Below are 13482 nucleotides of genomic sequence, written 5' to 3' on the forward strand. Positions count from 1 at the left end.
ATCCAATGGTTCTAAGTTTTTTAGAATTATAGAACTCATAAGAGCAATTTTGTTATTGCTTTTTTCAATAATTCCTTGTATTGGATTATATGCTGTTATACTATGTTTTGTAATGGTAGTTTTTTACCTAATTCCGTTTTTTTTAAAAGAAAATAAAGAATATAAAATTGTGAATACAGGTAAAATTATAAAAAAGAAATGCTATGATTGACAAAAATTCATTTAATAATTTAAAAAAGAAATATTATTTCCTGTCTGATTTACCAGATAAGTTACAAGGTTTAATTTCTGATGAGCTATCACCTAACTCGAATATAATTGGTGCATACGAAGTAATGATTAATGATAAAAATGGCTGTATCCTGTTACTCGAAAATAAACTTCTTGCCTTCTGGATGTCGAAAATATTATTTAAAAAATTCCCAACACTTCAGGAATTCGATTACGCCCAAATTAATGAAGTGAAAAATATAGAAAATGAAGGATTATACATTCATTCTTCAGCTGATCTCGAAATTTTAAATGAAGATTATGAAGAAGGAAAATTTATTTTTGAATCTTCAGCAGAAAAGGATGAAGTAGCAAAAATTATAACAAGCAAATCTTCAAGGTTAAAATAAAATAGTAGTTATCAAAAGATAAATGTAATGGATGAGTTCCCAGTAAAACTAGGAAACTCATCCATTATAATTCTTATAGTACTAATAAACTATTATCTGCAGCAGCAAAATCGTTCCACTGATATCCGTCAGCTTCGATCTCGTTTGTCCATTCACCATCTACAACATATTTAAATTCAAATTTGTTGTCTTTAGGAAGATCAATGGTTCCTTTAAAGTTTCCATTTTTCAACTTTTTCAGAATGGTAGCTTCTGTATTCCATTCATTAAATTCTCCGGCTACGCTTACATTATTTGCTTCTTTCGCAGGAACGATAAAAGTAACTTTACAAATAGGTTTAGATTTTAAGTATTGCTTAGTAATCGCCATAATTTATATACTATTAAATATTGGTTAATAAATTTAAAACTAAGTTACTATAAAACGATAAAAACGAAAAGGGAGAAACATCAGATTATCAGTAATTTAATCAACACTTAACAATAAGATATTAACGATAACGATATAGTACATCAATTAATTTTTTTACGTCCTCTATGGTATTGTAAAAATGAAGACTAATTCGAATTCCTGGTCCTCGAAGAGAAGTAATTATATGGTTCTTTTTTAAATGCAAATGTAATTTCTGATCACCTTTTATATTAAAAATTGTACTATGTCTTTGGCGTTTTACCACATTTTCTTCTAATACATTTAGTTTGACAAATTCTGATTTTGCATATTCACTTAGTGTGTTCATATGTTCTTCAATAGTCGCAATGCCTATTTTGTATAGAAAATTCAGAGAATATTGCAGGCTTCCAAAATTGAAGGTGTCCAGATGGCCACATTCAAATCTAGCTCGCAAACTTGTGTATGATGGATCATAATTGGTTTTAGGAGCATCGATATATGAAGAAGGTGTAATCTGATCTAATACTTCATGGTTAAATAGCATAAAACCATTACCATATCCGCCCAATAACCATTTATAACCACTACACCCCAAAATATCAATTCCCGAAGCATTAAAATCGAAAGTCTTGGTGCCGCAAAACTGTGTAGCATCAGCAATAAAAAGTACATCAGGATATTTGGCTTTTAATTGGGTAAGGAAATCAAGATCTATTGCAATACCATTAATGTATTGTACCAAGCTAAATGCAAAAATATCAGGTTTGTGTTTTTGTATGGCATTTTCAATATTTTGTTCTACTGTAGCATCTATTGTTGCAAAACAAACATTAAACCCTTTACTGGTTACAGCAAAGTTAATAGAAGGATAGTCTTCATCCAGCAATAAGACTTTTTTATTTTTATCTATTGTACTTAATATTGTATTGAAACCCAGAGAAAAATTAGGAGTTAATACTACATTGTTATCAGAGCTTCCAAAAAATGTTGCAATAGTTTTGCGTACACTATTTAAAAAATCCTGTTGATGATCTCTAAACAGACTTCCGCCAATAAGAAAATCTAAATCATGTTCCTGTCTAAACTCTAAAAGTGAATCATAAAGTAATCCAGAAGATGCTGTATTGAGATAGGTGTTGTTAGATAAAACAGGAAATTCTTTTCTTAAATTCTTCATAAGTAATTTTAGTGCTTTTTGCTAAAAACTATATCTTTACTTGCCGGTACTAAGTTAGCATTAATATGTTTTCAAAAAAGAAAGAAAGAATACAAATTGACCCACAACAACGTGAGTTATATGAACATGCACGTAAGCGCGTTATTCAGAAAAAAAGATTATTTCAACATTTCATCATTTTTTTAGTTGGTTCTGTGTTTTTTATAATTCTTAACCTGGTATTTGGTTATGGAAAAGAGTTTACATTATTTGGGGTAGACTGGTATATTATTGCAATACTATGCTGGGCATTCCTTTTGGTAGTGCATTTTTGTAATGTATGGTTGTTTAGTACATTTATGGGACAAGAGTGGGCAGATCGACAGATGGAGCGATTGATTACCAAACAAAAAGAGGAAATAGCTTTACTTCAGAAAGATATAGAGTTAATGTATCCCAAAGAAGAACTGGTTAAAAAGAAAGAAGGATTTATAAAAGGAAAAACATCAGAGATTGTGGGAGAGTTAAAAGAAACAAAGAGTGTGATTACAATGATTGCTGCGGCTGGAGAAAATAATGCCTTAGGTAAAGATAATGATCTGGTTTGGCATTTACCAGATGATTTTAAGCGGTTTAAAAAACTAACGACAGGTCATCATATAATCATGGGGCGTAAAACTTTTGAAACTTTTCCTAAATTACTCCCTAATCGTGTACATATTGTAATCACCAGAAATACAAACTATCAGGCAGAAGGCGTAATAGTAGTACATAATATGCAGGATGCTTTAGAGATAGCTAAAGGAGATGCACAACCTTTTATTATAGGAGGTGGTGAGATTTATACTATGGGGATGGATCATGCAGATTGTATCGAATTAACCAGAGTGCATGAATCCTTTGAAGCAGATGCTTTTTTTCCTGAAATTGATACCGAAATCTGGAAATTAGAGAAAGAAGAATTTCATGATATAGACGAAAAGCATAAGTATCCTTTTACGTATTTGACGTACATCAAAAAATAATGCGTTCTTTAAAGCTTACATCTCATTTTGAAGAATTACTTTCAGAAAAGATAATAGCGATACAGCCATTATCGGGAGGGGACATTAATGACGTTTGTCTTATACATACAAATCAACAAAAATTTGTTGCCAAAGTTAATAGTGCTTCAGAATTTCCTGGGATGTTTGAGGCAGAAGCCAAAGGTCTTGAAAAACTTAAAGATTCAAACACATTTACGATTCCGGATATTATTCGTTTTGGTGAATTTGATGATATTGCTTTTTTGATATTAGAATATATTGATTCTGGAAAACAAGCAGATACTTTTTGGGAAATATTTGGAGAACAATTAGCGGCCCTACACCAACAAAATGACTCTTATTTTGGTTTCGAGAATGATAATTATATCGGGAGTTTGCCACAGTATAACACTATATGTGATTCTACATACGAATTCTATGTGACCCAGCGATTACAACCACAATTTGAATTGGCCCGACAAAATGGTTTCTCGTTTTCAGATGTAGATACATTTTACAATGTACTTAAAGATGAAATACCAGACGAAAAACCAAGCCTGATTCATGGTGATTTATGGAGTGGTAATTTTATGATTGATATGCAGGGATATCCTTGTCTTATAGACCCGGCGGTTGCATACACGCCCAGAGAAATGGATATAGGTATGATGCATCTTTTTGGAGGTTTTAATTCTAGTGTATTTGATATCTATAATGAAATTTTTCCACTTATAGGGAATTGGAAAGATCGATTATCGATTTGGCAATTGTATTACCTTTTGGTTCACCTTAACCTGTTTGGGAGTTCATATTACAATAAGGTAAAGAGTATTGTGAACAGGTATTCTTAATAAACCCACCTTGATTTTTTAGATTGTTAATTAGGTATAAATAATTTGAATTGTTTTTTTTCAGTTCCGAAAAATGAAACTGAGATGTTCTACTATTGTATAGAATATTACATTTTGATCTATAGAGTCTCTTACGATTAAAAAAAACTTAAACTATTGCCTAACTAATAATTGACTAATCTAAAATGAAAAAACAACTATTATTTCTTTTAACCATTATTGTTAATATTAATTGCTATTCACAAATTTCTTTTCAAAAAGGATATTATATCGATAATTCTGGCCAAAAAATTGATTGTCAAATTAAAAATATTGATTGGAAAAATAATCCAACCGAATTTGAATACAGATTATCAGAAGATACAGAACAAAAGAAAATCACTATCAAATCTGTTAAAGAGTTTGGGATTTACGATATACTAAAATATCGTAGACATGTGGTTATGATAGAGAGATCAAGCAATGTAATGAACAAGTTGAGTAATAATGGAAATCTTACATTTAAAGAGGAAGAACTTTTTTTAAAGGTAGTAATAGAAGGAAAAGCTATTTTGTACTCATTTGATGATAAAAACGTGTCAAAGTTTTTTTATAGTGTAGATAATTCTGAAGTTAAGCAACTAATATTTAAAAAATACTTGACCCCAGAAAACAAAATAAATATAAACAATAGATATAGGCAACAGTTATGGAGTGATTTAAAATGCAAAGGCATTTCAATGAACACATTTAAAAATGTAGATTATTATAAAAATGAACTAAAAGTTCTTTTTGAGAAATACAATAAATGTAACAATTCAGAATCTATTAATTTTGAAGAGAAACAGAAAAGAGATTTGTTTAATTTAACCGTGAGATTCGGTTTAAATAATTCTTCTCTATCCATACGTAATAATGCGTTGTTTTCATCATACAATATGGATTTTGACAATAAATTGGGATTTAGATTTGGAGTTGAAGCTGAATTCATTTTACCATTTAACAAAAACAAATGGGCCGTAATGGTTGAGCCAAAATATCAATATTATAAATCAGAAAACGAAAGAATTTTAAATCCAAATACTGTTATTGAGCGAACAGAACAGATTAAGGTGGATTACAAATCGCTAGAAATACCTATTGGAATTAGGCATTATATGTTTTTAAACGAAAACTCAAAATTATTTATCAATAGCTCTTTTGCATTTGTCTTCAATCTAGACTCAAATATTACTTTTGAACACAGCGAAGATTTAGATATTGAGGCAGGAAGCAATTTAACTTTTGGTCTGGGATATAAATACAATGATAGATATAGTTTGGAATGTAGATATGGGCTAAGTCATGATATTTTAAATGATTATGTAAATTGGAGTTCTGATTATAAAACACTATCCATAATCTTTGGGTATTCTTTATTTTAAATAAGACACTTGCGTTAGGGATAGTAGTAGAAATCCCGAGTATTGTCTTTTTAAGGCATGATACTGAGTTTGACGAAGTGTTGTCGAGGGATAGATAATACGAGGAATTGTAGCGAATAGCCCGCCCGGACGCCCAAAACAAAAATTCTAGTTACTCGTACCAACTTTATCCTTACTTTTGTCAAAATTTTAAATACACAGTATCATATGAACGCATATGTATTTCCTGGTCAAGGAGCTCAATTTTCCGGAATGGGTCTTGATCTATATGAAAACTCAAACATCGCTAAAGAACTTTTTGATAAAGCTAATGATATCTTAGGGTTTGAGATTACCAAAATTATGTTTGAAGGTACAGCAGATGAGTTAAAACAAACTAAAGTAACACAGCCTGCTATCTTTTTGCATTCTGTTATCTTAAGTAAAGTATTAGGAGATAGTTTTAAACCAGATATGGTTGCAGGGCATTCTTTAGGAGAATTTTCTGCTTTAGTTGCTAACGGAACTCTTAATTTTGAAGATGCATTGCGATTAGTATCTAAACGAGCGATGGCTATGCAAAAGGCGTGTGAGTTGAAACCATCTACAATGGCAGCTGTTCTGGGATTAGAAGATGAGGTGGTAGAGCAAGGATGTGAAGCAACAGATGGGATTGTAGTAGCAGCAAACTATAATTGTCCCGGGCAACTAGTAATCTCTGGTGAAGTAGAAGCTATCGAAAAAGCATGTGAATTGATGAAAGAAAAAGGAGCCCGAAGAGCATTGGTATTACCAGTAGGAGGGGCATTTCATTCGCCATTAATGGAACCTGCCAGAGAAGAATTGGCAGCAGCAATTGAAGCGACTACGTTTAATACGCCCAATTGCCCTGTGTATCAAAATGTGACTACAGAAGCGGTTACAGATCCAGAAGAAATTAAAAAGAACTTGATCGCACAGCTTACAGCACCAGTAAAATGGACGCAAAGTGTACAAAATATGATCAAAGATGGCGCAACATCATTTACAGAAGTTGGACCAGGAAAAGTATTATCGGGATTGGTGAAAAAAGTAGACCGATCTATGGAAACTATTTCTGCTTCGATTTAAGAAATATTCAATACTATAATATAAACCTCGCAGGAGATGCTAAACTAAGTTCGGCATTAGTCTGTGAGGTTTTTTTATGATCAATATCTGCCGTTTACTACTTTTTGTTTTTAAGATTCAATAGGTCTTTTTCATATTCTTGTAATCTCCAGTCAGCATTTTTCTTGCCAAGTCGAATAGCACGTTGATAATACATCGTAGCTTCTTTTTTGTTTTTTAAAGCACGATAAACATCGCCTAATCCATTAACCGGGCGTGCCGCATTGGGGGATTTATTCATGAAAAAGGTATACAACTCTTTTGCTTTCTCGGGTTGGTTGTGTTTCAAATAAAATTCGGCAAAGACACATCCCCAATTTGTTCTTAGGTTTTCAATAAATCCATTGGGTTTAAATTGATTTATAAAGGTGTTAAATGCAGTATGGTCATTTTCATCAGAAGCTTTTTTTACAAGATTCCACATGGTATGTTGTGCAATTTTTTCTGGAAAACCAAATTGCTCTGCTCTCTTTTTATAATAGGTAATTACATTATCCATTCCGCCCAATTTTTTATATTCTTCTAAAGAATCGAACCGAAGTTCTGGATAATTGTGATAATACTGTTTTAAACCGTAATAAAGGGTGTGATATGGGGTAGAGCGATGTTCTTCGTTTTGCAGATAAGTATACTCCCATCTCAATGTGTTGGGAGCTTCTGATTCTAATTTGTTTTTAAGGTATTCGGTCCCCTCTGTTACTACTCCTTCGTTATTGCAAGAAGTAAAAAACAGGAAAGTTTCGAGCTTTTTCTTAGCGCTAAGGATACTATCTAGAGATTTCATTCTGTTTGCTGATATCGGTAAGCTGGTATCATGAATGGGATAAGGACTTGCTGCCAGGTATCCGCTAAACAGTTCTGGGTTTTTGGTCATCGTTTCAATAACAAAACCACCGGCATATTCCCAACCAAATAGTAATCGTTCTCCAGATGTTCTAAGCGTATGATCTACATAAGGAATAAGTTCTTGAGCTATAAAATTTAAAAAGGTTTTTGCTCCAGAGCTAAAATGACCAAATCGCTTGGGGTATGTATTTGTGATACCCACGGTAATATATTCTGGGGTGAGTTTAAATTTTTTAAAAGATTGTGATACACTTACAGCATGAAGAAAAAGCCGTTGCCCATCTAATATGTAAACTACAGGATATTTTTTTGAAGAATCGTCATAATCCTCAGGTAGAAAGATTTGAATTTTTCTTTCTTCATCAAGTATTTTAGAAGGAATCACAACGTTCTTTCCTATAGTATTCTCTGTTATTTGGATTTGCGCAAATGAAGAACAGAAAATAAAACTGAATAGGTTACATAATGACAATAAGTTTTTAAGATTCATAGAACTACAATATATAAAATAATAGAAATTATGGTTTGTTTTGTTTCTCAAGTTTGGTTTTGATTTTAGCTAATTGCTCTTCATATTCAGATAAATACTCGGTATCAAATTCTTTGGCTAGTTGTACTGCCTTTTGCTGTGTTTCAAGCGCAACACCCAGTTGATTGTTTTTTTCTAACGCTTCAGATAGACTACTATATGCCCATGGAGATTGGGGGCGATACTGTATTCGTCGTTTAAATACTTGTATAGCTTCTTCGATTCTACCATCTTGTAATAGTTTTCTGCCAATAAATCGCAAAGAATTTACACTATTCCATCGTTCGGCTTTTGGAAGAATAGAAAAACCATATGTTGTCGAAAGTTTTTGATGAAAAGAGTCTATATTCTTTAAAGCATTACCAGGTTCTTTTATGATTTCCCTAAATCTTGGAGACCATTTTTCTTTAGGAAAAATCATTTCTATCGAAGAAAGCAGTGCTTTTATAATACATGCATAATGATCTTCATTAGGGATGACTTCGACTTTTAAGTTTAAGTTTTTTGAAGTAAATGGAGACAAGCGCTTTTTCAACTCTTCCATATTCTTGATATAGGGTTTGTCTTTACTAATATCATTTTCAGAGACACCTAGGTAGAATTGCGCTTTACGATTGGGGTTTTTAACAAAACTCTCTTCAAAAGCATCTATGAAGGTGGTGTTGGGCTGATAGCCCATACCAATCATATCTGCGGTAGCAACAGTAATATGCGCCTGAAACAAATCTGGCTCTTTTGCAAAGGTGTGTAGCGGGTATACACTACTTCCTGATACGCCAACAATGATTCTGTAATCGGCAGCACGATATTGTTCTTTTAAGTATGGAAATAGTTCTTCTTTAAGATGTTTTGTGAATTTATCTGGATCGGCATTAAATTCGAGTTTATCTCTACTAGACCACATGCCATTGGTATAGACATTTGGAGCATAATGTGTTTCTTCTTCAAAGCTAATTACAATAGCTTCGGGCATACGAGTGACAGAACTTAGATGTCTTATGACCCCAGAGATCATTTGAAAAAACTTAACACCATGAGAACCACTTATCATGACTACAGGATACGTATGGTCTTTTGAAGCTACATGAAAACTCTCGGGAATGAAAATATTCATCACCCTATTTTCATCCAGTATCTTAGAATGAAAAGTAACTTTTTGTGCGTAAGTAATAGGGGAAGATGAGATTTTGGATAACGACGATTCATAAGATTGTTGCGCGTTCCCGATAAAAATAAATGTAAATAAAAGAATTGTAAGTATTAAGAAACTGTTCGTTTTCATAATGTGATTGATGAGGATTTTTATTAATAATTGATTTGTTTTTAATATCAGATGTTATGGTTGATTTATGATTACCAATATTCTTCGATATAGTAGATTTTATCTTTTCTAAATTTTATAAGCGTCATTTTGCTTTCGGTTTTGTTTTCTTGTAATTCTTCTATAACAATAGCATTTAGTCCAACAATCATATTTACAATTTTGCTTTTTGGAGAATCAGTATATCTCCCTTTTTTTAAGAATTTTACTGTATTATTGTAAAGCAATTGTCTTGAATACATACCGCCATAGCCTGGATGGTTATATTCAAAATCTGTGGTGTAAAAACTATATAAAAAATCTACGTCTGCTACTGTAGATCCTTTTTTGAAGACTTTTTGATGCGCATTTTTATATCTCTTGAAAATTAATTTTAACTCTTCTTTGGATAAGGGTTTAACTTTTTCATATTCGGCTGCTACGATATCTGTGACTTCTTTCCATCTTGGGTCGGTGTATAGAAATTTTAAATCATTATCGCTGGTTAATTGATTGTGATCAGAGAATTTTCCGCTTCTTGCTATTTTGAATAGTTGTACAAATGCCGCATCGGGTTCTTTTGCCAATGCCCAGGCACATGCTGCATTAAATCGATTAGAAATTTCTTTGTCAGACATGTTTGACTGATGCCCTAATACAGCGAATGCTTCTGTGTATTTCTGTCCCGATTTATAGAATTCTTTAGATTGGTATAAATCCCAGGCTTCTTTTAAGAATTTAGAATACGATTCGTTTTCTTGCCCAAATCCCTGGTACATTAAAAAACTCATCAACATAACTACAATTTTATTTCTCATACTTTTAGTAATAACCTGAGTTAAATATAGCATGTAGCCCAAAAGCTAATCTTAAAATAGTGATGAATTGGGATAAAAAAACAGTAAAGCGTTTCTTTTTACTGTTGAATAATGAAGTATTCTTTTGGAATTAGAATTGTATCCATTTTCTGAATGCAGCGGTAGTACTCGAGCTAGTGATTACACTTTGTTCAACACCATCAAGGATAATCAATAATCTGTTTTTACTATGACTGTCCATTGCTTTAATGTGATTGATATTAACCATTTGACTTCTGTTAATTCTAAAGAAGATTTTAGGATCTAACTGATCGGTTAGTGTACCTATTTTTTGCGTTGCTCTATGTATGTTACCTTTTGTATCTGTGATCTTACAAAAATCTCCATACGCCTCAATTAGAGATATTGTATTGGTATCGATTAACTTAATCCCATTTCCTTTTTTAATCACAAAACGTTTTAGGAATTGTCTTTTTTCGGGAGTCATTAATTCTTTAAGTTCTTTAAAAACATTTTTGTCTACCGAAGGCGTATTTTTTGGCAATGCAATAAGTGTTTCGTATTTATGAAGTGCTTCAGAAAGTTCTTCTTTCGAATAGGGTTTTAGAATATATGCAATGCCATTAGTTTTAAAAGCGTCTAATAGAAACGTATCATAAGCAGTACAAAAAATAATAGGAGAGGATATAGGTATTTGATCAAAGAGATCGAATGCATTACCGTCTAATAATTGAATATCAGAAAGGATTAAATCATAGCGATGTTTAGATAACAAAACAGAGGCTTCATTTACAGACCTGGACCAATCCAAAGCGAGATGTGACTCAAAATATTCGTTGAGATATAGTTCAAGTTTTTCGTAAGCCGGAATTTCATCTTCTAAAATCAGAATATGCATAGTGTCGGGGGTGTATTATTCTTTTAATGTTAACAGTGGTAACGAAACCGTAAAATAGATGTTATCTTCTTCAATGGTGATCTCTCTATCTGAGAGTAAAAGATACCGTTTTTTTATATTTTGTAACCCACTTCCCGAAGAGTGATTCGTTTCTATAGTGTTTGAGGTATTGTTTTTTACCAGGATATTATCTTCGGTAATCGTAATTTGTGTAGTAATGATTTGATCATTAGTCGGTTTATTATGTTTTACAACATTTTCGATAACTGTCTGTAAAGCACCAGTAGGAAGATACTTGTCTTTTGGTAAATTGGTTTCTGGTATTTTGAATTCATAAGAATGCCCGAATCGGGTTTTAATCAGAAAGAAATAGTTTTCGGCTAGTTTTATTTCTTCTTCGAGAGAAACAACTTCCTGATCTTTGGTCTGAATGAGATGACGATACAATGCAGCCAATCGCGCGATATATGCTTTTGCTTTTTGTGGAGAAGTATCAATTAAAGCATCAGTAGTATTTAAACTATTAAACAAAAAGTGAGGATCAAATTGTGATCGTAATAGCTTGAGTTCTGTTTCTCGTTGTTCTTTTTCGATCTGATTCACTTTTATAAAGTTTTCGTAATACTTCTTACCCATTAATAATCCCAAAGGGATAGCAATATCTACTGCAGAATTGTAGTAGCTTTTAAAGAACAAAAGAGTGCCCATATCAGAAAAAGTAAGTGGATTACCCGAGGACCAAAACTCAAGAAGAAGAGATCCAAATCCAACTAAAATAACACTTGCCAGTGCCAGAATAAAAAACAGAAGATATTTTTTGTTTTTAACCAGTAACTCTACAATAAGATACTTAAAAAGAAATAGTAGGATAATAGTTTTTATCCAAAAAAGAGGCATGTTTATCAGGTATTGTAATAATGCCATGTCCAAAATATAATATCGAGCCATATCCCAGAGGGTAGCCAGAACAAAATAAAAAACTAGAAGTTTATAATCTGATGTATTAAGTTTTAAATATGTCATAGCTTACAAAGATAGAGTTCAAACCAAATAGGAGATTTTTACGTTTTGATTTTAGGTTTGTTATTTCGCTTTTGCGAAAGCAATTTTTACAGCTAATCCTGTTAATACAGAAGCCATAAACCATTTTTGCACTCTTACCCATAATGGATTTTTTGCAAACCAACCCGCCATTTTTGCCGCCGAAATAACAATAAGAAAATTGATTGAAAAACTAATCATAATCTGCATGACTCCTAATTGAAAACTTTGCCCCAAAATTGATCCGTATTCTGGTTTGATAAATTGCGGAAAAAAGGATAAATAAAACAATGCCATTTTAGGGTTGAGTACATTGGTAAGAAGTCCGATATTAAATAGTTTAAGGGGCTTATCTTTTTTTAAAGAACGATCGGCATCAAAGATTTTAGTGCCACCAGATCTAATAGTATTGTAGGCTAAGTATAATAAATAACCAACCCCCAGGAATTTAACAATCATAAAAGCATAAGGTACAGCAAAAAAGATGGCAGTTAACCCAAACGATACCATAAGAATATGAAATAGAAATCCGCAGATAACTCCAAAAAGCGAGATAATTCCTGCCTGTCTCCCCTGGGATAAGGATCTCGAAATAAGATAGATCATATTAGGTCCGGGGGATAGTACCATTATTAATGAGGCGAGAGCAAACAAAAGAAATTCGTTGATAGGGATCATATACTTTATTTACAGGTTTATAGCGTAAAAGTATTGTTTTTTTAGCAGTTCAGAATACTATCCCGTTGTATCAATGCCAAATATGTATTGCCGAATGTAAAACTCTTAAGGCATAATTTAAAATACAACTGGTTTACAGATATCTGTATTTTTCCCTTACGGAAAAACCATAATTTCGCTTTTGTTACGATGTTAAAACCCTAAAGAATACTATTAAAAACCAATTTCTCATATTTCGTAGTACAGTGTACATTTTTAATCTATAGTTATGAATTTGATGGTAAGGCAAATACGATTGATAGAACGAGTTGATCAGCTCATTCGCCTGCAAGCTACAGGGACACCAGAAGAACTGATCTCTAAATTAGGCATCTCAAAAACCAAATTGTACCGCATTATTAATACCATGAAAACTTTAAATGCTCCTATTGAGTATGATATCACACTGCAAAGCTTTGTGTATGTAGAACCAGTAGGATTTACTTTTGGGTTCTATACGAAAAATCAAAAATCAAAAATCCTTAATGGCTTTGGTGGATGATCAGAAAAAGGATTATTTATATTGGCTTAACAATAGTTTTATTTCAAATAGTATTTGGTAGTCAAATTCAAAATATTTGCAATTATACTGTTATTGAAATCAATAAAAGGGAACAAGTAAAAGATTTTAAAAATCCATTTTTACGCATAAAAGTAAGTTATCAGCTTAGTATATAAAAATCCTATTATTATAACCAATACTAGGACGAAACAGGCAAAACCCCACTTACAGAAGTGGGGGTAGGTACTTATATA

Annotated in this window: 14 protein-coding genes; 6 read left to right on the forward strand and 8 right to left on the reverse strand. The window is 32.2% G+C overall.

From position 1 onward, the window contains the following. The first annotated feature begins 203 nt into the window (after positions 1–203). Positions 204–620: a hypothetical protein gene (locus NNL09_RS11710; protein ID WP_025665161.1), complete on the forward strand. Its 417-nt coding sequence runs from the start codon at positions 204–206 to the stop codon at positions 618–620. 73 nt (positions 621–693) lie between these two features. Here the strand turns inward: NNL09_RS11710 and NNL09_RS11715 are convergent, their stop codons facing one another. Further along, complete coding sequence (locus NNL09_RS11715) at positions 694–990, reverse strand: isoamylase early set domain-containing protein (protein WP_025665160.1); 297 nt, start codon at positions 988–990, stop codon at positions 694–696. 121 nt (positions 991–1111) lie between these two features. Further along, positions 1112–2191, reverse strand: coding sequence for an aminotransferase class V-fold PLP-dependent enzyme (locus NNL09_RS11720; RefSeq protein WP_196910748.1), 1080 nt, complete (start codon positions 2189–2191; stop codon positions 1112–1114). Positions 2192–2256: 65 nt separating this feature from the next. On the opposite strand from NNL09_RS11720, the gene NNL09_RS11725 reads away from it, so the two are divergent. The 4 genes from NNL09_RS11725 (at position 2257) to fabD (ending at position 6538) form a co-directional block, all read left to right on the forward strand. Then, positions 2257–3195, forward strand: a complete 939-nt coding sequence (locus tag NNL09_RS11725) for a dihydrofolate reductase (protein WP_196910749.1) — start codon at positions 2257–2259, stop codon at positions 3193–3195. Further along, the gene (locus NNL09_RS11730; RefSeq protein ID WP_196910750.1) at positions 3195–4046 is read left to right on the forward strand and encodes a fructosamine kinase family protein; all 852 of its coding nucleotides are present in this window, start codon (positions 3195–3197) and stop codon (positions 4044–4046) included. Before NNL09_RS11725 ends, NNL09_RS11730 begins: the two co-directional genes overlap by 1 nt. Positions 4047–4231: 185 nt before the next feature. Next, positions 4232–5449 carry an outer membrane beta-barrel protein gene (locus tag NNL09_RS11735; RefSeq protein WP_196910751.1) on the forward strand — a complete coding sequence of 406 codons (1218 nt, stop codon included), beginning with the start codon at positions 4232–4234 and terminating at the stop codon, positions 5447–5449. A gap of 207 nt (positions 5450–5656) precedes the next feature. Then, a complete protein-coding gene (gene fabD / locus NNL09_RS11740; protein ID WP_025665154.1) occupies positions 5657–6538 on the forward strand; it encodes an ACP S-malonyltransferase in 882 nt (293 codons plus the stop codon). Positions 6539–6635: 97 nt separating this feature from the next. Here the strand turns inward: fabD and NNL09_RS11745 are convergent, their stop codons facing one another. From NNL09_RS11745 to NNL09_RS11770, 6 genes are all read right to left on the reverse strand, one after another. Next, positions 6636–7913: an alpha/beta hydrolase-fold protein gene (locus NNL09_RS11745; protein ID WP_196910752.1), complete on the reverse strand. Its 1278-nt coding sequence runs from the start codon at positions 7911–7913 to the stop codon at positions 6636–6638. 28 nt (positions 7914–7941) lie between these two features. Beyond that, positions 7942–9234 (reverse strand): alpha/beta hydrolase-fold protein, encoded by a 1293-nt coding sequence (locus NNL09_RS11750; protein WP_196910753.1) that lies wholly within the window; start codon positions 9232–9234, stop codon positions 7942–7944. 71 nt (positions 9235–9305) lie between these two features. After that, the gene (locus NNL09_RS11755; RefSeq protein WP_196910754.1) at positions 9306–10070 is read right to left on the reverse strand and encodes a hypothetical protein; all 765 of its coding nucleotides are present in this window, start codon (positions 10068–10070) and stop codon (positions 9306–9308) included. A gap of 130 nt (positions 10071–10200) precedes the next feature. Continuing rightward, complete coding sequence (locus tag NNL09_RS11760; protein WP_196910755.1) at positions 10201–10968, reverse strand: LytTR family DNA-binding domain-containing protein; 768 nt, start codon at positions 10966–10968, stop codon at positions 10201–10203. A gap of 15 nt (positions 10969–10983) precedes the next feature. Further along, complete coding sequence (locus NNL09_RS11765; RefSeq protein ID WP_196910756.1) at positions 10984–11991, reverse strand: sensor histidine kinase; 1008 nt, start codon at positions 11989–11991, stop codon at positions 10984–10986. Positions 11992–12051: 60 nt separating this feature from the next. Continuing rightward, entirely contained in the window at positions 12052–12687 is a 636-nt protein-coding gene (locus NNL09_RS11770; RefSeq protein ID WP_196910757.1) for a LysE family translocator, read from the reverse strand. A 268-nt stretch (positions 12688–12955) separates the two neighbouring features. On the opposite strand from NNL09_RS11770, the gene NNL09_RS11775 reads away from it, so the two are divergent. Beyond that, a complete protein-coding gene (locus tag NNL09_RS11775) occupies positions 12956–13228 on the forward strand; it encodes a hypothetical protein (RefSeq protein WP_196910758.1) in 273 nt (90 codons plus the stop codon). Positions 13229–13482 lie beyond the last annotated feature (254 nt).

It is taken from the genome of Aquimarina sp. EL_43, from assembly GCF_943422735.1.
In the GTDB taxonomy this organism is placed as follows: Bacteria; Bacteroidota; Bacteroidia; order Flavobacteriales; family Flavobacteriaceae; genus Aquimarina; species Aquimarina megaterium.